This is a genomic window from Dyella choica (assembly GCF_003977665.1).
In the GTDB taxonomy this organism is placed as follows: domain Bacteria; phylum Pseudomonadota; class Gammaproteobacteria; order Xanthomonadales; family Rhodanobacteraceae; genus Dyella_B; species Dyella_B choica.
In genome coordinates, this window is sequence record NZ_RYYV01000008.1 from 160,230 (window position 1) to 178,774 (window position 18,545).

Consider the following 18,545-nt stretch of genomic DNA (forward strand, 5'->3'; position numbering starts at 1 on the left):
TCGCTAACCCCGGACCGCTTCTTTATGAAGAGGGATGCCGAAGCCTTGCCGATGCAGGGATGTCGGCATCGGCAAACGGAAAGGCTACACTCCGCGCCCGGTCATCGGCACTTCAGATCGCCAGCGCTAACCTCGGCAGCTACCCCGATAGAACCGGTCTACCGGTAACGTTCCTCATCACTCGGAATTCCATCCCATGACATTTTCCGCACGTTCCGCCGCTCCTTACAGCCTGATGTTTGCTGGCCTGCTGCTACTCAGCGCCTGCGGCAAGAACGAGCAGCAGCCCGCCGACAAGCCGGCTGCCCCCAGTACCGCACCGGCCCCCGCCAGCACCGCCGCGCAGCCGGCGCCGAGCGCCACCGCGGCTGCTCCAGCCCATTCGGCGACCGCTCCCGCGCCGGCCGCCCCGGCCAGCACCGCCGCCGCAGCTTCCGCGCCCGCCGCCGCGGAAGGCTTCCAGGTCAGCAACGTCACCTTGGGCGATACGGTCACCACCGATCACAAGGTCAAGAAGGAAATCACCAGCTTCTCGCCCAGCCAGAAGACCATCTATGTGAGCGTCGACACCACCGGCAGCACGCCGGGCGCCACGCTCAACGCCAAGTGGACTTATCTGGACAAGAACCAGACGATCGTGAGCACCAGCCAGTCGATCGTCGCCGACAGCCCGAGCACCACCACCTTCAGCATGAAGAACCCGGACCTGTGGCCGGAAGGCAAGTACAAGGTGGACATCTCGGTAGACGGCAAGCCGGTCGCGAGCAAGACCTTCGAAATCAAGAAAAGCTGAGCGCGGCAACACGATGCATACGGGGCGCTCCCAACGGAGCGCCCTTTGTTTTGACTGGAACGTGTCATCGACACGTCCGCGATGGCAGGTCGCAAGTTATTGCCTGTCACGCCATGTATGGCACCATCGCGGTCTGGGGAATTGAGAGGCGCGGTACGTGGAGCAGCAAGGCGGGGCCGAAGTCCTTAGCCAAGAAGACGCCCTGAGCCGGCCCGGTCCGGCATGGTTGCGCCGGTTCATCGGCCCGATCCTGTCGGTGCTGATGCTGTGCCTGGCGCTGTGGGCGCTGTACCGGCTGGCCGGCGAAGTAAGCTATCACCAGGTGGGCGAGTACATGCACCGCCTGCGCCGCGGGCGTATTGGCCAGGCCATCGTGCTGACCGCGCTCGGCTATGCGGTCATGCCCCTGTACGACCTATTTGCGCTTAGCGCGATCGGCCGCAAGCTGCCGAAACCGCGCGTGGCGCTGATCTCCTTCATCAGCTACGCCTTCAGCAATACCCTGGGCATGGCGATGCTGGTGTCCGGTTCGATCCGTTATCGCTTCTATATCCAGGCTGGCCTGTCGACGCTGGACGTGGCCAAGGTGGTGCTGTTCTGCACGATCAGCTTCTGGCTCGGCCTGTTCGCCATCACTGGTGTGACCCTGTTGCTGGTACCGATTCCGCTGGGCTTGCCGCTTGCCCACTGGCGTCTGCTGTTGGGTGTTGGGTTGTGCCTGATCCCCCTGCTCTGGCTGGCAGGCAGTGCATTGCTGCGTCGCCCGGTCAAACTGTGGCGTTGGAAAGTGCAACTGCCGTCGCTCTCGGTGGGATTGCGCCAGGTGTTCGTCGGCGCACTTGACTGGGGCCTCGCGGCCGCCGTGCTGTACGCACTGATGCCCGATTCGCTGGGGCTGCATTTCGGTTCGTTCCTGGCGATCTTCGCGCTGGCACAAATCGCCGGCCTGATCAGCCACGTGCCGGGTGGCCTGGGCGTCTTCGAGGCCATGATGCTGGCGGGCTTCGGTGCCACCGGCAACCAGGCCTTGTCCGCGCCGATCCTCGGTGCGCTCGCAGCTTATCGCGGCGTCTACTACTTGCTGCCGCTGTGTGCGGCTACGGTGGCCGTCGTGATTCGCGAAGCCCGAGGACTACGGCAGGCAGCTCTGCTTACACCGTGGTTCAACGGCATCCTGCCACCGTTCTTCGCGGGTCTCACGCTGGTATCCGGCGCGGTGCTGCTGTTCTCCGGCGCCACCGCGGTCCTGCCGGGGCGCCTGGAGCTGTTGAGCGACCTGTTGCCGCTGCAGGTGATGGAGGTTTCGCATTTCCTCAACAGCGTGATCGGCATGTCGCTGTTGATTCTGGCGCGCGGCCTGCAGCGCCGGCTCGATGCGGCGTATTGGTTGACGCTGGTGCTGTTGTTGGCCGGCGCGGTGGCTTCGCTGCTCAAAGGCATCGACTACGAAGAGGCCGGCTTGCTGATTCTGCTGGCGGTAGCGCTCGCGCCTGCGCATCGCCTGTTCTATCGCCGGGCGTCGCTATTCGAGATGACCTTCTCGTTCGGCTGGCTGCTCGCCTGCGCCACGGTGCTGGGCTGCACGGTGTGGCTGGTGCTTTTCAGCTACCAGCACGTGGAATACCGCAACGATCTGTGGTGGCAATTCAGCTTCTATCACGGCAATGCGCCGCGCGCATTGCGCGCCCTGGTGGGTGCGGCCGGCGTGGCGTTCCTGTTTGCTCTCACCACGCTGATCCGCTCCGCACGCTCCCGTCCCATCCCGCCCGGCGACGCGGAACTGGCGCGCGCCATACCGCTGATCAAGCAGTTCCATTCCGCACAGGCGCATCTGGCGCTGATGGGCGACAAGAGCCTGCTATTCGATCCCGAAGCTCAGGCCTTCATCATGTATAGCATCGAGGGACGCAGTTGGGTGGCGATGGGCGACCCGGTCGGCTGCGATGACCGCGCACGGCAGGAACTGGTGTGGACGTTCCGCGAGCGCTGCGAGCGGGCCGGCGGCTGGCCGGTGTTCTACCAGGTGAACCCGGACGATCTGGATCTGTATCTCGAAGTGGGCATGAGCTTGCTGAAGATCGGCGAAGAGGCACGCGTCCGGCTGGAACAGTTCAACCTCGACGGCAAATCGAAGAAAGTCCTGCGCAACACCGTGAACAAGCTCGTGCGCGAGGGCATGCGGCTTGAGATCGTGCCGCTCGAACAAACGCCTGCGCTATTGCGGCAACTGAAGCCGATCTCCGACGCGTGGCTGCGCGAAAAGCGCGTGCGCGAAAAAGGCTTCTCGCTCGGCGCCTTCGACGAACGGTATCTCTCACGCACACCGATGGCCGTGGTGTGGCAGGACGACAAGCCGGTGGCCTTTGCCAACCTGTTCCTCACCGAAAGCATGGAAGAAGCCTCGGTGGACCTGATGCGTTTTCTGCCCGATGCGCCGCCAGGCCTGATGGACTACCTGTTCGTGGAACTGATGCAGTGGTCCAAGGCGCAGGGCTATCGCTGGTTCAACCTCGGCATGGCGCCGTTGTCGGGCCTGCAGAGCCGCCGCCAGGCACCGCTGTGGAACCGTTTCGGCGCGCTCATTTTCGGCCGTGGCGAGCGCTTCTATAATTTCCAGGGCCTGCATCGCTACAAGGACAAGTTCGACCCGGAGTGGGAGCCGCGTTACCTGGCTGCTCCGGGCGGAATTGCCTTGCCGGTGGTGCTCACCAATGTCGCCAGCCTGATCTCGGGCGGCCTGAGCGGAGTCGTGCGTCGATGAAGTTGCGTATTGCCGTCGTGGTAACCGTGCTGGCAATCATCGCAGCCGTGATCATCTGGAAACCCTTTCCCCATCCCAGCCTGGATGATGCTTCCGTCAAGCTGATGCCAGACACGCCGGCGCCGGCCGGCCACGACGACGTGATGGCGATCTTCTATTCCGGCGACGGCGGCTGGCGCGATCTGGACCAGCAACTGGGCAAGCGCCTGCAAGCGCACGGTGTGCCGGTGCTCGGCATCAGCTGCCTGGACTACTACTGGCGCCTGCGTTCGGCGGACGAATCGGCACGCGACCTGGATGCCCTGATCACCCGGTACGCCACCCAGTGGCACAAGCAAAAGGTGTGGCTGATCGGCTTTTCGTTCGGCGCGGACGTACTGCCGACCATCATCAACAAGCTCAGTCCTGAGAACCGCGCGCGCATCACGCAGCTGGTGCTGCTCTCGCCCAGCCAGGACGTGAACTTCGAGATCGAGATGGAAGGCTACATCATGATGCGCGAGAACTGGCTGAAGACGCACCTGCAGGAAATCAAGCAGTGGGTCCATCCGGTGCAGCACTATCCGGCTCTGCCGCCGATCGATGCGCTGCAAGCGAAGCCGCCGCTGGTCTGCTATTACGGGCGCGACGATGGCGACGACACGGTATGCAACGATCCGAAGCTGCCGAAGTGGGTGAAGGTGTACGTGAAACCGGGCGACCATCACTTCGACTACAACTACGACGGGCTGGCGATGCAGATGATCGCCGATTTGCCGAAGAATCCATCCTCGCCGTAATCCGTAGGTTGGGGTGCAAACCCCAACATCGCGCGGCATGGAGATGGCAATGCTGGGGTTTGCACCCCAGCCTACGGGCTTTCGCGCAAAACGAGGGTATACGTGCGTGTCGCATGGCCACGTATCACGCTCAACACCAAACGCGAGCCAGCGGGCTGCTCCGCAATCCGGCGCAGTTGATCAAGATCGATACGGCTGGCCGGCTCGCCGTTGAGTGCCGTAACCTGATCGCCCGTCCGCAAGCCTGCTGCGGCGGCCGGCGAGCCAGGCACCAGACTGGAAACCACCAAGGCTTCGTGGCTCATCCGATCCAGCCCCATGCCGGAATAGCCATGGCGAGGCGACGAGGCGAAACGCTGACCCTGTTCCAGGTAGAGCCGCCGATGCTCGTAGTCAAAGGTGAGTACGAAGCGCGAAAGCACGTCGTAACCGATATTGCCGGCCAGTACGCTGGAGGCGAACACGCCCTTTGCGGGAGCCGCGAAGCTGGTCAACGGGTGCGAGATCACGAAAGGCCCCAGCGCCAGGCTGTCCACATAAGCTTCGGACAGCCCGATCTTGCCGCCCGCGCCACGCGCTTGCGAAGCGATCACTGGCCCTCGCTTGCCAATACCATGCGCTTTCGCAAAAGGCTCGAACACGGTCAAGCCGCCGGAATCGCCGCTATCAAGCGAGAACACACCGGGCACACCGTCGACTTTCGCCTTGAGCTGCGGCGTGCGCTCGTTGAAAACCAGCGGCAGCGAGGCTTGCTCCGGCACAGCTTGAAATGCCTGAATCGCGGTAAAGCCAAGCGTGTGGTGGTCGTAGTCGATACGCGTAACGAAACGGCGCAACAGTTCATAACCGATCAGGCCTGCGATGGGTTCCCGTTCACCGCGATCGGTCAGCAACGGCGGCAGCGCAACGATCAGGAAGCGCTGCTCGTCCAACTCCACCCTGCCCAACCGGTAGCTTTTCACCTGCGCCACTTGCATCGACTGCGTGGCTTCACCTACGCCTTGCACGGCCAAATGTCCTGCACCATCAATACCGAGCTTGTGCGCCGCCGCCGGAGTGAGCAGATTGAGGCCACCGGTATCCAGGAGGAACGGCAGTGGCTTTTCACCGTTGATGGAAACATCCACCATGATCAGGCCGCCATAGGGCGTAAACGGCACGGTCGCGAAGGGGGCATCCTGATCGATATGCGCATCGTGCATACTGGAAGCTGGCCGCTGGAAATGATCGTCCTGCGCCTGGTCAGAGGCCGTCACCTGCTGCAGGTGAATCGTAGTGTCGTACTGCGCATCGCCGTTACCGATACGTTGAAGGTAAGGCAGCAGCACTCCTGCTACTGGCTGGTAGTCGCCATACCAGGTGGTTTCCGTGCCGCCATCGTCCGTCTGCTTGACGATGTGGTCGATCAGATGGCGATGCGCATCCACCCATAGCTCGAAACCCGATCCGCCTTGGGGAACGATGTGAATGACGTCGTAAGCATGCCCCGCAGCCTCGCGCACTGCCACGAAGCGGATGCTGGCCGGATCGAAGGACGTCGCATGCAGCCACCCTTGACGCACGATATACGCGTCGGTCGCCACTTCGCGTTCGGCCTGGATCGACTCCCGTACCGACACCATCGATTTTTCGTCCAGGAACCAGCCAAGGCGGCCGTCATAACCCTCACCGGCGGCGACGCCCCCAAGCGTGTCGTAGCTGGCATAGCGACCTTGCCGCAAATCGTTCGATTGCCGCCATGCGCCCGACTGTCCGCCTTGCGCTAGCGTGCCCTGCAGATCGAGTTCGGCCAGTGCATCCCAACGGGCTCCGCCGGTCGCAGTCTTCACGGCAGCCAGAATGGCCGCGCTTTTTTCGTCCGCCGCGGCCCTGGCCTCAAGAAATGGATTCAGCAGTAGCGAGGCGATCGCAATCAGCCATAACAGCTTGCAAACCATCGATTTCTCCGACATGGTGGCGAGAGCGCCATCCTGGGAGAAAAGTTTATTGTTTTACATTAAACTTTTGATACTTTACGATGAAAATTAACTGTGATAAGGCCAGCCGCAAGGCGCGCTGGCTGCGTTATGCCGCCATCGCCATGATGGCGGTCGTTGCGGCTACCGACGTCGCCCTGAGTTGGCTAGGCATGGGCAAGCACGAGCTGGCATGGATCAGCTTGCACGCGGAAACTCCCACGGCTCTGGCCGGTCACTCCAAGCTGGCCCTGCTCGACGCCCTGGTGATTTCGTTGTTTTTCCTGTACGCGCTCTACCGGCTCGTACGCCTGATGCGCCGGTTCGAGCAAGGTGACTTCTACAGCCTGAGCACCACTCGGCATCTGCGTGCTTTCGCCTGCGCACTGCTTCTTGGCACGCTCGCGGGCTGCGCGTTGCCGGCCGTGGAAATCGCCATCGCGCGCCTTGCCGGCCTGAGCAACGCGCACGCCGTCTCGATCGACTTGGATGCATCGGACGTATGGATGCTGTTGATCAGCACCGTGTTCTTCGTCATCGCGTGGATCCTGGGCGAAGCCCGCCAGCTGGCCGAAGACAATCAACTCATCGTCTGAACCATGCCGATCATCGTAAATCTCGACGTCATGCTCGCACGCCGCAAGATCAAGTCGCGCGAACTCGCCGCCTACATCGGCATTACCGAACAGAACTTGTCCTTGCTGAAGTCCGGAAAAGTACGCGGGATCCGTTTCGGCACCCTTGAGCGCATCTGTGCCTATCTCGATTGCCAGCCCGGCGACCTGCTGGAATTCCGATCCGATGGCATGCCCGAACGCGAAGCATCGGAAGCGGATTGATGCGTGGCTTTGGACAAAAGCTTCATCTGTGTTGACCTTCCAGACGCCGGGTCGCCTACCGCGCCTCTACAAACAACACGCACGATTTTCACTAATCTGTATCGCCTGGACAGCGAGTACGTCACAGCACGCCTCGTTCACGGCTGCACTGGTCGAATCGACAATGCCGAGCGCGCTACCGCGGCGGCCATTTCCTCGATTTGCACGGAGATTGCGATGCTTTATTGGGCCGCCGTAATTTTCATCATCGCCATCTGCATCGCCGTATTCGGTTTTGTTGGCATCGCCGCCGGGGCGGCAAGTATTGCGAAGATCCTGGTCATCCTGTTCGTCATTTTGTTCGTGTTGTCGCTGATCGTCAGCGGCATACGCCGGAGGCCTCGTTCGTAACTCGTAGCTGGGATGGAAATCCCCGCATCAGGTGCCGCGAGGAAAGCTGGGATTCTCATCCCAGCCTACGCGCATCCGGAAACTCATGCAGACCTATACATGGAACAGGTCAGAGCACCCCTAGCGGCTACGAAACAACGCCACGCTGCCACGATGGCTGACGGCCTCCATCATCAGCCACGGCTCCCTGGCGAGTATCTCAGTGCAAGGCCCCAACGTGCAAAGCCGAATCCCGCGGCCTTCGGCTTCATGCTTGAGCATATCCAGCACGGCACGCAAAATCGTGCCGGTGAACGGCGTATACAAATAGAACACAGTGCCTTCCGACAAGCGCGCAAGTCGCACGTCCTGCTCGATGAAAGCAGCGTTGCGCAGATTCAGAGCCTGTGCGCATTGCCGCGCGCTAGCCACGTAAGCAGCTTGCAATTCGATGCCCAGGCAACGGGCAGGTGTGCAGACGGCCGTCAGCAGCGTGACGTGGCCCAGTCCTGAACCGAGATCGATGACCGTGTCCTGGTCACCGATCGAGGCGCGCGCGATGAAGTCGAAGATGTGGCGCGCCGGTGTCGGCTGGTAGAAAACCATCTCGGCGCCAAGCTCGGGTACATCGCCCGGCTCCGCAAGATCGAGTACGCCGCTGACCAACGCATCGAGCAGGTCGTAGCTTTCCTCGTCGCCATGCCGGGGCATCGCCGCAGCCCATTGCAGCAAGCTGTTTGCTCCCTGGCCGTGCCGGATGTCTGCGCGAATGACGTCATAGAGCCGGCGATTGGTCGCCTCCAGCTCGATCATCAAGGCTTCGCCGCGCTTTTGCAGCGATGGTTCCAGGCAATCGCCGGCATGCACGAAAGCACGCTCCCATTGCTCCTGCATGTCGATGCGGCGGCCCAGCTGGTGCGGCTCGCGCCAGCTTTGATCCTGTAGCATCTCGTCAAGCCGTTGCTGCAAGCCGGTATCCATCAAGCCATCCAGGAACGTAACGTGGGCAAGCCCTTCACCATCAGGCCGGTGCGACCGGCGGATTTTTCCGGCTGGCTGCCATTATGGCAAAGCTACAACGCTTTCTACGGCAGAACTGGCGCAACCGCGCTGCCTGCACAGATCACGCAATCGACGTGGCAGCGCTTCTTCGACGCCTATGAACCCGTACATGCACTGATCGCCGAACGCGATGGACGCCTGCTTGGACTGGCTCATTACCTGCTCCATCGCAGCACCATCCAGCTCGAACCGAGCTGCTATCTGCAGGACCTGTTCACCGAGGATTCGGCCCGTGGCTCAGGGATCGGCCGTGCGCTGATCGAAGCGGTCTACCAGGCCGCCTCGGAAACCGGCTGCCGGCGCGTGTATTGGCAGACGCATGAATCGAACGCCGCCGCCATGTTGCTTTACGACCAACTCGCGGAAAAATCGGGCTTTATCGTCTACCGCAAGTTCCTATGAATCCCTGTTCGCATTTTACGAACGAGCTCGCCGCAACCATTCGAGCAATTGCGCCAGTACCTGGTGCCGCCCCGTTTCGGTTTCATTGAACAGCTCGTGGAACAGGGTATCGAAAAACCGGCTGGTCAACTGCTTGCCGGCCCAGGCTCCATTGGAAAAATCGCGACTGCCGGAGGGGTCCACCAGACGATCGCTGCCGGCGGCCAGCAATAAGGTCGGCACGTGCAGACGCCAGGCTTCGGCGATACACGATACGCCGGTACGGAAAATGAAATCGGCCAAGCGCGGGGTTATCCAGCGCACGCACAGCGGATCGTTGCGATAATCCTCGATCACCTTGGTGTCGTGCGACAGCCCGTCGAACGGCAAACCGTTGCGCAATGGCAGATTCGGTAGCACGGGCGTGAGTACGGCCGCCAGGCGGCGCAGCCATGGCGCAGCATAGGAGCGCAAGGCGGGAGAGGAAAGCACCAGTCCAGGCGGCTCTACGCGGCCATCGAGCACCGCACGCAACGCGATCAGCCCACCCATGCTGTGGCCAAGCAGGAGCGGCGGCCTACCCAGGCTGGCCGCGTAATGCGCGTAGACAGTGGCAAGATCCCGTAGCAGATCGTCGCCTTGCCGCAAGGCGCCCCGCTGGCCTGGCGTACGTCCATGACCGCGCTGATCGTAACTGCGTACGGCGTAGCCATGCGTGAGAAACCACTGCGCCAGCGCCTCGTAGCGTCCGCTGTGCTCGCCAAGCCCGTGCACGATCAACACCGCATCGTGTGCGGGATGCCGTGGCCAGTCACGCAAAAACAGCCGCTGCCCGTCGGCCATGGTCAGCCAGGCCGCACCATCGCTGGTTTTGCCGCCACCGGCCATCGACTCCACCCTTGCCTGTCGCTGCATAGCAGTCCCCTTGTTGGCCTGCGTACATTAGCCTTTGGCGGAAGGTCTGAGAACCGGGCTAGGGCATCCAGTTCGCCGTACGCGGATCCGTCGCCCATGCCCGCCACTTTTGGACATTCAAGCCAACGATGGTCAGCCACAGTGCAATGGAGCCCTCGCCGGGCAGGCAAGGGAACAGCAGATACGGCAACAGGCGATTTTGCAGCGATGGCGAAATGAAACTGACAAAGCCGTCCGTGAAATAGCTCAATCCGGAAAGCGCGAGCAGGACGCCGAGCAGCCGCGGCAAAAAGCCCGAGCGAAAAATCAGGTAGCCCGCCAGCATTTCATCGAGCCCGTAGAACACGAAGGAAATGAGCAAACCCGTATCCTGCAATTGCAGGGAGAGATATGACAAACCCTGCAGCTGCGCAGGACTGAATGCAGCCATGGCGCCTCCCTCGGCCGCAAGCTTCAACGGCACGTAGGCGTTCAGCATATCCAGGCCTTCGATAGCCGTGCCGATCAACCCGCAGCCCATCGCGATCGCCGCGACAATGCCGTTCACCCGCCTGAACAGAAGGAAGCTAATGATTTCATCAGGCACATTGCATAACAGCAGCACGACATGGGCAGCAAAGCCAAGCCGGAACAGCCCCTCGTGCAGCGCGATGTTATGCACCGTGGCGGCGGCATCGCCGGAGACGATCAGCGTGCTTCGCACATAGCCGATGTCGAATGCACCCGTGACGATGCCGACCAGTGATACGACACCGACGATTCGCGCGAGGACCAGCGGGGAAAACCGTTCCGTACCGGAATACGCCATAAGACCCCCAAGCCGGCGCGGCAGCCGGGTGTGGTATCAGCGCCGGAGAGCTCGCCACCCTCAGCATGCGCCCACGCGGAACCCGTTCCGTGTGCCGGAAGTACTCCCGCCCGCCTGCTCGCATCACGATTCGCGTCAGGGCCTGCCTTCGGGTATGTAGAGCTGAAGATCCTGGCCGAGGACGACTGGCCGGATACCGGCGGGGGCCAGCTCGGATTGCTCATGCACGCTTATGCGCCGATCCCTGGTCGCCACCCACAAGTCGGCATTGAGGCGAAGGACGAGCTGCTCCTTCGTCTTCGCGGCACGATAGGCGCCCAGGCGCTTTTCGAGCGTGATTACGCGATCGACCACAGCGAGCTTCTGCCGCCCCACGTAGTTGGCATGCAACAGGGTCTGCACCCGTGTGGCCACTGTGTCCGGCGCCGTAACCGTGACGGCGCCGGACGCGAGCCGGAAGGCGCCAAGCATGCCCAATGCAATGACAATGCGAGGGCCAGCGAGCATCTCACGCGCTTCCCTGGACTTGGGCTTCGCCGAGTTTTTGCGCGCATTCCTCGCAGCACACTTCCACCGCGCGACCGCCGATGGTGACCTGGATCGCCGTATCGTCCAGCGCGCAGTCGCACGCGGCGCAGGTTTTCTCTTGCATGGGATGTCTCCTGCTGTCTACCCGTAAGCGGGTGGGCATAGGAAACCATTCCACGCGCCGGTAGGCTGTCGAATTCTTTAGTCGTTTCAGGGCTGCGCTGACCGGCGAAAGTCGGTCGGCGAACGGCCGTAGGCTTGCCGGAATGCGTTGGCGAAATGGCTGTGGCTCGAAAAACCCAGTTCCGCCGCCAGGGCCGACAAGTCGTCGTAGTGCTTGATGAGATCGAGCGAGCGCGCCAGACGCAATTGCAACTGATAGCGGTACAGGGGCATATCCTCGACCTGCCGGAATACTTGGGTGAGATAGACCGGCGAGCTGCCGATTTCCTGGCCGATCTCGGCCAGCGTCCAGCGCCGGGAAAGATCGCCGGTCAGTAGCACTTTCACGCGATCGGCAAGCCGGCGGCGCGCGTGAGTGGAGGCTGGTTGCTGCGACGTACGCGGCCCCAGGCTTCGGCAAACCAGGGTAAGCACCAGCGCCTCCGCCTCCAACGGCTCGATCCGGCCCGTCTCCAGGCTATGCCGCAGCAGCGCCACCAAGGCTTGCGCACGTGCATCAATCCGGTGCGACTGCGCACGGAAAGCCACACCGGCATTCGCCTGCAATAGCTCTTTCGGCGCCAGCTCCGCCAGCGCTGCCTGGTCCAGGTGCAAGGACAGGCAGGCATCGCCGCCATCCAGCGGATGGCTGACCCGGTATCCCTCCTGCGCATTGAAGAACAATACATGGTTGGCGTCCGCCACCGCCTGATCCTGCCCCAGATGGCGCAGGTAAAGCCCGCGGTAGGGAAACACCAGCTGCGTGGCGGATGCGCACTCCTCCTCACTGCGATGGCGGCATGTGCCGGTGCAGCGGACGTTTCGCAGCGTCAACGACTCCGTCGACAGCAGCACTTTGGAGCTGAGCACTGACATATCGGCAGGACTTTGCGTCCTCCAATAAGGAGAGCCTGAGCTTAGCAAGCTCGCGCGGATCCGGCCTGTGCCGACTCCGCAATGGCTAAAGATTCTGACAGCGCGATAGGGGACCCCAATGGTCTGCTTTACCTGCCCGGCCGACGGGCATGAGACAGGCCAAGAGCATGAACCGTGAACAAAAAGACCGCGCCGAATACTTTCATCAGCTGCATGCCGGCCCGGCGCCGCTGATGCTGCCCAATGCGTGGGACGTTGCCAGCGCGCGGGTGATCGAAAATGCCGGCGCCAAGGCCATTGCCACCACCAGCGCCGGGATGGCGTGGTCGCTGGGCTACCCCGATGGCGAGCAGATGCCCGTGCACGAGCTGCTGGCCGCTTGCAGGCGGATTTGCCATGCCGTCGCGGCGCCGGTCAGTGTGGACATCGAACGCGGCTACGGGCGTGAAGCGCAGGATACCGGCGACCTGATCGACGCCCTGCTCCAGCTTGGCGTGGTGGGCATCAATATCGAGGATGGCACCGTTCCAGGCACGCAAACGCTGGCGCACCCTTCCGTGCTGTGCGAACGCATCGCTTGTGCGCGGACAGTCGCACGGCGCCACGATCTACGGTTGTTCATCAATGCACGCATTGACACGTACTGCAGCACAGGCCTGGAGGCAGCGGTCCGGCCCGAGGAAACGCGAGCGCGGGCACTCGCTTACATCGATGCGGGAGCCGATGGCATCTTTGTGCCCGGCCTGGCCGATCCGCGGGAAATCGCCACGCTGGCCGGATCGCTGCCCGTACCGCTCAACATCTATGCCGGCTATCCCGGTGCGACCGAGGCGCAAACGCTTCACGCGCTAGGGGTACGGCGGATCAGCCTGGGCTGCGGCCCCATGCAGGCCACGCTCGCGCATCTGGCGAATATGGCGGCAGAAGCCCTCAGCGAAGGTCGCTACGACACGATGGCCGGCGCCATGCTGACGACCGCGCAAGCCAATGGCTTGTTCGCTCTCGCAGATAGCCGGGCCGGCACAGGGTCTTATGCCGAAGCCAGTGCAGGAGCGCATCGTCGATGACATGCAGGAGGGCGCTGTCGCGAGTTGGGCTGGCCTTGCTTGCAACTTCGGCTTACGCCGCGTGCAGCGAGACATCAGCCTCGGACGTAGATCGGCAATCCCTCGGCGATGCATGGTGGACCGGGCCGATGATGGCCAATTCGGCGGCTGCCCTGCCGAAAGGCCACTTCCTGATCGAACCCTATCTCTACGACGTACGTTCCCCGCAGGCCGACAACTTCGGTTCCTTGACCTACATGGAATATGGCATCACGAACCGGCTGATGGCCGGTTTGATTCCCACCTTCGGCTACACCCGCGCGGCGAATGGATCGAGCAGTGCTGGAGTGGAGACTGGCGACGTTAGCATCCTGGCGCAGTACAGCTTGACCCCGTTCCGGGAAGATAGCGCCATACCAGCCATGGCTTTGATGGTGCAGGAATCCCTGCCGACGGGTCGCTACGACCGACTCCGCAACCCCATGGTGGATGCCCAGGGTGATGGCGCATACACCACTACGGTGCAGTTGAATACGCAAACCTATTTCTGGATGCCGAATGGGCGCATCGTGCGCATGCGGCTCAATGCGGGCGGCTCTTTCTCCCACCGAACAGAAGTCGACGGCATCAGCATCTACGGCACGCCCGGCGGCTTCCATGGTTACGCCAAGCCGGGCCGGGCCTTCAACATCAACGCCGCATGGGAATACAGCATGACGCAGCGCTGGGTACTAGCTTTCGATCTGGTGTATCACTACGCGGAAGGCACTCGCATGAATGGCGTAGCAGATTCCATGCGTGTGGCCAATCGCTCGGGCTCAAGTGCCTATTTTGGATTCGCGCCTGCCGTCGAGTACAACTGGCGCAACAACCTTGGCGTATTAGTCGGCGTCCGTGTCTTTACCGGCGGGCACAACAGCGCGACCACGTTCACGCCGGCGATCGCGTTGAACTACGTGCATTAGCCATCGCCAACTTAAGATGTGCGCTGTCGAATCCTTCAGTTGGCTTTTGCCGTCGTTACACGGCGGAAGTCGCTAGGTGAGCGGCCGAAGGCCTGCCGGAAAGCGCTGGTGAAATGGCTATGACTGGAAAAACCCAGTTCAGCGGCCAGCGCGGACAGGTCGTCATAGCGTTTGATGAGGTCTAGTGCACGCGCCAAACGTAGTTGCAGTTGATAGCGATAGAGCGGCATGCCTTCTACTTGCCGGAACACCTGGGTCAGGTAGGCAGGTGAACTGCCGATCTCTTTGCCGATCTCGGCCAGTGCCCAGCGTCGCGACAGATCGCCGGCCAAAAGAATCTTCACGCGATCGGCGAGGCGCCGGCGCGCAGGCGTGGCCGTCAAAGGCCTGGCTGTACGCGGCCCCAGGCTGCGACTGACCAGGGTGAGCGCCAAAGCTTCCGCCTCCAGCGGCTCGATCGTGCCGTGCTCCAGCCCATGATGCAGCAGCGCAACCAGAGCCTGCGAGCGAGCGTCGATGCGTTGCGATTGCGCACGGAAAGCGATGTCGGCGCTCGTCTGCAAAAGCGCCTTCGGCGCCAGTTCACCGAGGAGCCCTTGATCCAGGTCCAGTGACAGGCAGTCGTCCCCGCCTTCCACGGGATGACTGACCTGATACCCCTCCTGGGCATTGAAGAACATAACGTGATTGGCATCCGCCACCGCCCGATCGTTGCCCAGGTGCCGAAGGTAAAGACCGCGGTAGGGAAAGTTCAGCTGCGTCGCCGAGACACACTCTTCGGCACTGCGATGGCGGCAGATACCCGTGCAACGCACATTCCGCAGCGTCAACGAAGGTGTCGACAACAAGGTCTTGACGGTAAGGTCTGACATGACGATTGCGCCGGCGGGCGCGCCTTCGAGGGGGACGCGAGCTTAGCAGGCTCAGGGCGAACGGGCTTGTGCGGCAGCACCTAAAGATTTTGATAGCACCGGGGCCGCGGGCCATGGTCTGATCTGCCCGCCCGAGTTACGGGCGTTCATCCGGGCCAAGAGCATGAATCCAGATCAAAGAAGTCGCGCCGAATATTTTCAGCAACTGCATGCCGGCCCCGATCCGCTGGTGCTACCCAACGCCTGGGATGCCGCCAGCGCGCGAATCATCGAAAGCGCCGGCGCCAAAGCCATCGCCACGACCAGCGACGGCATGGCGTGGGGGCTGGGCTATTCCGGCGGCCAGCAGATGACGGTGCAAGAGTTGCTGGCTACTTGCCACCGTATTTGCCGCGTTGTGAGCGTGCCAGTGAGCGTGGATATCGAGCAGGGCTACGGCCGCGACGCGCAGGAAACCTGCGAGTTGGTGGATGCCCTGATACGCTGCGGTGTCGTCGGCATCAACATTGAAGATGGCGTGGTGCACGACACCCAAACGCTAGCTTCTCCAGGCGTGCTCAGAGAACGCATCGCAGGCGCTCGCTCAGTGGCACGGCGGCATGAACTGCCGCTTTTCATCAATGCGCGTATCGATACCTATTTCGCTCCCGGTCTCGATGCGAAGGCGCGTTTCGAGGAAACGTACAAGCGTGCATTCGGCTATATCGAGGCCGGCGCCAGCGGCATCTTCGTGCCTGGCCTGGTTGACCTGGGCCAAATCGCGAAGCTGGCCGAACTGCTGCCCGTACCGCTGAATATTTACGCGGGCTATGCAGGGGCACACCACTCGACCGCACTCAAGGCGCTGGGTGTGCGACGAATCAGCTTGGGTTGTGGCACCGCCCAAGCAAGCTTGGCGCACCTGGATCGCATTGCGAGAGAAGCGCTAGCCGAAGGCCGTTCCGAAACAATGGCCAGCCGGATGCTCACGGTATCGCAAGCCAGCAGCTTGTTCCGAGCCGATCCGCAGGAAAAGAGCAGTGACGAAGCGTCGTCACTGCTCCCCACGACAAGCGCCTAAGCATCAGGCCTCGTCACTGCTGATACGCGCCCCGATCAATCACCCCAGCGCCGACGGAGCGCGGTGAGCCTGCATAATCATAGGCTCCCTCGATAGCCAGGCCGAGGTTCACGCCACTGCCGATACCGGGCGACGCGGCCGAGAGCCGCAAATCAGGCGTGGCCGTGTTGTTGAACGAGGGATCGGCCAGCAAGCCATTGGCTTCACTCTGGCTCGCCTGCTGGAAGTCGCTCAAGCCCGTATACGAGACGTTGTTCCACACCCAATACGCGGACGCACCGCTGTCGCTCGTATAGAACAGATCATTTTCCAGCGTCACGGGTGTCGTTGACGATGAGAGGGGGCTGTTCACCAGCAGCCCCTGGCCATTGGCATACAAGACATTATTGGCGAACAGGTTGTTGCTGGCATGGTATTGCACCTGGAATTCGCCACTGCCGGACAGCGTGGTGTCGTTCTCGAACAGCGTATTGTTGACGATGGTGCAATGGTCCGTGCCACCTACCGACGAGCCATAACCGCCAATGGAGATACCGGTGACATTGCTGTAGAGCACCAGGTTGTTGCGGGCCGTGACATAGCTGGTGACGCGTCCGAAGTGCTCGCTGGCCAGCTCTATCCCCAGGTCGGCGGCCTGCACGTTGTTCTGCTCGATGGTGATATGCGTGCCGCCATCGACATAAATACCGTCGGCGCTCGGCTGGTTGTTATAGGCCGGATTGGTGGTGGAGCTGATGTTGTAGACCGTGTTGCCGGCGATCCAACCATTGCGCGCCTGATCCAGGCTGGTCGTGGGCGCCGTACCTTCGAAGCCGATCGCGACGATGCCGATATTGTTATTGTCGTGCACGCGGTTGTTGGTCACCTGCCAATTCTGCACGTTGCCGTTCACCGACAGCGATTCGCTGTAGCCGAGGGTGAGATGGTCCAGCTCGTTGCCGTCGATGATGAGGTTGCTGATCGGCGTCGTCGCGGTGCCGTAGACCGCCAGGCCAAACGCGTCACCCTGTGAGGTCGTCACCGTGGTAACGATGTTGTGAATATGGTTGTTGCGGATCTCGATGTGGTCACCCGAACCCGCGACGAAAAGGCCCAGCGGCACCAGGCTTGATGAGTTCGACGTGTAGTTCTGCAATTGCAGGCCGATCACCCGTACGTAGCTGACATTTTGCAGGGTGACCGAACCCTGCTGTCCTTGCGGTATGCCAAGGCCGGTGCCGTCCAGGGTGGCCGTCTGGCCCGGCGCGGACGTCAAGGTGATATAGCCGGCGGTAGCCGAGCCGGAATGGGTAATGGTCACCAGTTCGTGGTACGTGCCGCCAGCCACTTGCACCGTAGCGCCGGCGGGTACCGAATTCATTGCGTACTGGATGGTCCGCCATGGCGCACTCGCACTGCCGTTGGCGCTGTCGTTGCCGGATGTCGAAACGTAATACACCGGGCCGATATAGGTAGACGCCGCCACCGCCACCGATGCTCCGCTGGTAGCGAGCGCTGACGCCTCAGCCTGCGCTGTCACCGTAGCGGTGAACGATGACGAAGCACCCGCGGGCGCCGTGTACAGACCGCTGGAGGAAATCGTACCCAGGCTCGGCGCGCCACCAGGCACGCCGTTGACCAGCCACGTTACGTTTTGATCACTGCTGCCGGACACCGTGGCAGCAAATTGCTGCGTGCCATTGGCGGGCAGCGATACTTGCGAGGGCGATACGGCGACCGTAACTGCCGCCGAGACAGACGCTGTCGCGAAGAACGTGGAGGCCATCAACACGGCCAGTGCAGTCATGCGCATCTTGGGGAGCGTGCTCATACTTTCCGTATCCTTACAAAAGAGGAAGGTCGCCATGGGCGACGGGGAGGCGGGACAGCCGGCGCACTATGGCGCAGGTACTCGTCGCAAGAATGCGATGGTTTTCGCAAGATCGCCCGATCGTTGCCCGGCCGCGTCTTGATCCCCCCGCACGCAAAGTCCTACCGCGCGTCAGGCAGCATGCATGTAACGCCAGGGCTCATTGTTTCGGCGATAGAACGGCACGCAACTACTTATGAAGCTATAAATGCGCTAATCGTACTGAAGCGTCATCAACACAGGTTGTTGGGCATGGTTATCCGCGCCTGCGACGTAATTGAAAAAGTACTTCAGCACCTTGTCGTTGGAATCGGCCTGAATGGGTTGCGCGGTGAGTTGATAGGTGCGTACCGATTTATCCTTCTGCGACCCGCAGGATTGATCGGTCGTAACGTAGTGAACAGTTGCCGCGGGTGATGTATCCGTTGGAGCCTGGCAAGTGGGCGCTACAATGGCACCCACAAACGTGATCGTTCCCGTTTGCGCTTTCACGCCAAACGACAGACACGAAAGCGTGGCAGCCAA

The 18,545-nt window shown here is 61.8% G+C and carries 20 protein-coding genes; 10 read left to right on the forward strand and 10 right to left on the reverse strand.

Annotation, left to right across the window (positions count from 1 at the left end; genetic code table 11):
• Positions 1-196: 196 nt before the first annotated feature.
• The 3 genes from EKH80_RS12705 (at position 197) to EKH80_RS12715 (ending at position 4,333) form a co-directional block, all read left to right on the forward strand.
• The gene (locus EKH80_RS12705; protein WP_126685132.1) at positions 197-793 is read left to right on the forward strand and encodes a hypothetical protein; all 597 of its coding nucleotides are present in this window, start codon (positions 197-199) and stop codon (positions 791-793) included.
• A 157-nt stretch (positions 794-950) separates the two neighbouring features.
• A complete protein-coding gene (mprF, locus tag EKH80_RS12710; protein ID WP_126685133.1) occupies positions 951-3,554 on the forward strand; it encodes a bifunctional lysylphosphatidylglycerol flippase/synthetase MprF in 2,604 nt (867 codons plus the stop codon).
• Positions 3,551-4,333, forward strand: coding sequence for an AcvB/VirJ family lysyl-phosphatidylglycerol hydrolase (locus tag EKH80_RS12715; RefSeq protein ID WP_126685134.1), 783 nt, complete (start codon positions 3,551-3,553; stop codon positions 4,331-4,333). Before mprF ends, EKH80_RS12715 begins: the two co-directional genes overlap by 4 nt.
• 71 nt (positions 4,334-4,404) lie before the next feature.
• Here the strand turns inward: EKH80_RS12715 and EKH80_RS12720 are convergent, their stop codons facing one another.
• Positions 4,405-6,270: an aspartyl protease family protein gene (locus EKH80_RS12720; RefSeq protein WP_158628830.1), complete on the reverse strand. Its 1,866-nt coding sequence runs from the start codon at positions 6,268-6,270 to the stop codon at positions 4,405-4,407.
• An 80-nt stretch (positions 6,271-6,350) separates the two neighbouring features.
• Between EKH80_RS12720 and EKH80_RS12725 the strand changes: the two genes are divergently transcribed.
• From EKH80_RS12725 to EKH80_RS24450, 3 genes are read left to right on the forward strand one after another with little or no spacing between them, the layout of a single operon-like run.
• Positions 6,351-6,884, forward strand: a complete 534-nt coding sequence (locus tag EKH80_RS12725) for a DUF2975 domain-containing protein (protein ID WP_126685136.1) — start codon at positions 6,351-6,353, stop codon at positions 6,882-6,884.
• A 3-nt stretch (positions 6,885-6,887) separates the two neighbouring features.
• Positions 6,888-7,127: a helix-turn-helix domain-containing protein gene (locus tag EKH80_RS12730; protein WP_126685137.1), complete on the forward strand. Its 240-nt coding sequence runs from the start codon at positions 6,888-6,890 to the stop codon at positions 7,125-7,127.
• Positions 7,128-7,130: 3 nt separating this feature from the next.
• Positions 7,131-7,517 (forward strand): DUF1328 domain-containing protein, encoded by a 387-nt coding sequence (locus EKH80_RS24450; protein WP_425481145.1) that lies wholly within the window; start codon positions 7,131-7,133, stop codon positions 7,515-7,517.
• A gap of 120 nt (positions 7,518-7,637) precedes the next feature.
• On the opposite strand, the gene EKH80_RS12740 is transcribed toward EKH80_RS24450, so the two are convergent.
• Entirely contained in the window at positions 7,638-8,477 is an 840-nt protein-coding gene (locus tag EKH80_RS12740) for a methyltransferase domain-containing protein (protein WP_126685138.1), read from the reverse strand.
• Positions 8,478-8,498: 21 nt separating this feature from the next.
• On the opposite strand from EKH80_RS12740, the gene EKH80_RS12745 reads away from it, so the two are divergent.
• The gene (locus EKH80_RS12745; protein ID WP_126685139.1) at positions 8,499-8,960 is read left to right on the forward strand and encodes a GNAT family N-acetyltransferase; all 462 of its coding nucleotides are present in this window, start codon (positions 8,499-8,501) and stop codon (positions 8,958-8,960) included.
• A gap of 15 nt (positions 8,961-8,975) precedes the next feature.
• Here the strand turns inward: EKH80_RS12745 and EKH80_RS12750 are convergent, their stop codons facing one another.
• The 5 genes from EKH80_RS12750 to EKH80_RS12765 all read right to left on the reverse strand — a co-directional run bounded on the left by EKH80_RS12750 (position 8,976) and on the right by EKH80_RS12765 (position 12,228).
• Positions 8,976-9,854: an alpha/beta hydrolase gene (locus EKH80_RS12750; protein WP_230473660.1), complete on the reverse strand. Its 879-nt coding sequence runs from the start codon at positions 9,852-9,854 to the stop codon at positions 8,976-8,978.
• Between the two features lie 58 nt (positions 9,855-9,912).
• The gene (locus EKH80_RS12755) at positions 9,913-10,662 is read right to left on the reverse strand and encodes a DUF4386 domain-containing protein (protein ID WP_126685140.1); all 750 of its coding nucleotides are present in this window, start codon (positions 10,660-10,662) and stop codon (positions 9,913-9,915) included.
• Positions 10,663-10,797: 135 nt separating this feature from the next.
• Positions 10,798-11,169: a hypothetical protein gene (locus EKH80_RS12760; RefSeq protein ID WP_126685141.1), complete on the reverse strand. Its 372-nt coding sequence runs from the start codon at positions 11,167-11,169 to the stop codon at positions 10,798-10,800.
• Between the two features lies 1 nt (position 11,170).
• The gene (locus EKH80_RS23980) at positions 11,171-11,314 is read right to left on the reverse strand and encodes a hypothetical protein (protein ID WP_196240389.1); all 144 of its coding nucleotides are present in this window, start codon (positions 11,312-11,314) and stop codon (positions 11,171-11,173) included.
• Positions 11,315-11,400: 86 nt separating this feature from the next.
• On the reverse strand, positions 11,401-12,228 hold the full coding sequence (locus EKH80_RS12765) for a helix-turn-helix transcriptional regulator (RefSeq protein ID WP_126685142.1): 828 nt from the start codon (positions 12,226-12,228) through the stop codon (positions 11,401-11,403).
• Positions 12,229-12,395: 167 nt separating this feature from the next.
• Between EKH80_RS12765 and EKH80_RS12770 the strand changes: the two genes are divergently transcribed.
• Both EKH80_RS12770 and EKH80_RS12775 read left to right on the forward strand, forming a co-directional pair.
• Complete coding sequence (locus tag EKH80_RS12770) at positions 12,396-13,295, forward strand: isocitrate lyase/PEP mutase family protein (RefSeq protein WP_126685143.1); 900 nt, start codon at positions 12,396-12,398, stop codon at positions 13,293-13,295.
• 128 nt (positions 13,296-13,423) lie between these two features.
• On the forward strand, positions 13,424-14,239 hold the full coding sequence (locus EKH80_RS12775) for a transporter (RefSeq protein ID WP_230473661.1): 816 nt from the start codon (positions 13,424-13,426) through the stop codon (positions 14,237-14,239).
• 35 nt (positions 14,240-14,274) lie between these two features.
• Here EKH80_RS12775 and EKH80_RS12780 read toward each other — a convergent pair whose 3' ends face one another.
• The gene (locus EKH80_RS12780) at positions 14,275-15,111 is read right to left on the reverse strand and encodes a helix-turn-helix transcriptional regulator (protein ID WP_126685145.1); all 837 of its coding nucleotides are present in this window, start codon (positions 15,109-15,111) and stop codon (positions 14,275-14,277) included.
• Positions 15,112-15,274: 163 nt separating this feature from the next.
• On the opposite strand from EKH80_RS12780, the gene EKH80_RS12785 reads away from it, so the two are divergent.
• Entirely contained in the window at positions 15,275-16,171 is an 897-nt protein-coding gene (locus EKH80_RS12785) for an isocitrate lyase/PEP mutase family protein (protein ID WP_126685146.1), read from the forward strand.
• A 13-nt stretch (positions 16,172-16,184) separates the two neighbouring features.
• Here EKH80_RS12785 and EKH80_RS12790 read toward each other — a convergent pair whose 3' ends face one another.
• Both EKH80_RS12790 and EKH80_RS12795 read right to left on the reverse strand, forming a co-directional pair.
• Positions 16,185-17,981 (reverse strand): right-handed parallel beta-helix repeat-containing protein, encoded by a 1,797-nt coding sequence (locus EKH80_RS12790; protein ID WP_158628831.1) that lies wholly within the window; start codon positions 17,979-17,981, stop codon positions 16,185-16,187.
• 252 nt (positions 17,982-18,233) lie between these two features.
• Positions 18,234-18,545 carry a hypothetical protein gene (locus EKH80_RS12795; RefSeq protein WP_126685148.1) on the reverse strand — a complete coding sequence of 104 codons (312 nt, stop codon included), beginning with the start codon at positions 18,543-18,545 and terminating at the stop codon, positions 18,234-18,236.

Bases quoted from the DNA above. Each gene is read 5' to 3' on its own strand.
- EKH80_RS12705 (WP_126685132.1), top strand. From the start codon at position 197: ATGACATTTTCCGCACGTTCCGCCGCTCCTTACAGCCTGATGTTTGCT.
- EKH80_RS12715 (WP_126685134.1), top strand. From the start codon at position 3,551: ATGAAGTTGCGTATTGCCGTCGTGGTAACCGTGCTGGCAATCATCGCA.
- EKH80_RS12720 (WP_158628830.1), bottom strand. From the start codon at position 6,270: ATGGTTTGCAAGCTGTTATGGCTGATTGCGATCGCCTCGCTACTGCTG.
- EKH80_RS12725 (WP_126685136.1), top strand. From the start codon at position 6,351: ATGAAAATTAACTGTGATAAGGCCAGCCGCAAGGCGCGCTGGCTGCGT.
- EKH80_RS12730 (WP_126685137.1), top strand. From the start codon at position 6,888: ATGCCGATCATCGTAAATCTCGACGTCATGCTCGCACGCCGCAAGATC.
- EKH80_RS12740 (WP_126685138.1), bottom strand. From the start codon at position 8,477: ATGGATACCGGCTTGCAGCAACGGCTTGACGAGATGCTACAGGATCAA.
- EKH80_RS12750 (WP_230473660.1), bottom strand. From the start codon at position 9,854: ATGCAGCGACAGGCAAGGGTGGAGTCGATGGCCGGTGGCGGCAAAACC.
- EKH80_RS12755 (WP_126685140.1), bottom strand. From the start codon at position 10,662: ATGGCGTATTCCGGTACGGAACGGTTTTCCCCGCTGGTCCTCGCGCGA.
- EKH80_RS12760 (WP_126685141.1), bottom strand. From the start codon at position 11,169: ATGCTCGCTGGCCCTCGCATTGTCATTGCATTGGGCATGCTTGGCGCC.
- EKH80_RS23980 (WP_196240389.1), bottom strand. From the start codon at position 11,314: ATGCAAGAGAAAACCTGCGCCGCGTGCGACTGCGCGCTGGACGATACG.
- EKH80_RS12765 (WP_126685142.1), bottom strand. From the start codon at position 12,228: ATGTCAGTGCTCAGCTCCAAAGTGCTGCTGTCGACGGAGTCGTTGACG.
- EKH80_RS12770 (WP_126685143.1), top strand. From the start codon at position 12,396: ATGAACCGTGAACAAAAAGACCGCGCCGAATACTTTCATCAGCTGCAT.
- EKH80_RS12775 (WP_230473661.1), top strand. From the start codon at position 13,424: ATGATGGCCAATTCGGCGGCTGCCCTGCCGAAAGGCCACTTCCTGATC.
- EKH80_RS12780 (WP_126685145.1), bottom strand. From the start codon at position 15,111: ATGTCAGACCTTACCGTCAAGACCTTGTTGTCGACACCTTCGTTGACG.
- EKH80_RS12785 (WP_126685146.1), top strand. From the start codon at position 15,275: ATGAATCCAGATCAAAGAAGTCGCGCCGAATATTTTCAGCAACTGCAT.
- EKH80_RS12790 (WP_158628831.1), bottom strand. From the start codon at position 17,981: ATGAGCACGCTCCCCAAGATGCGCATGACTGCACTGGCCGTGTTGATG.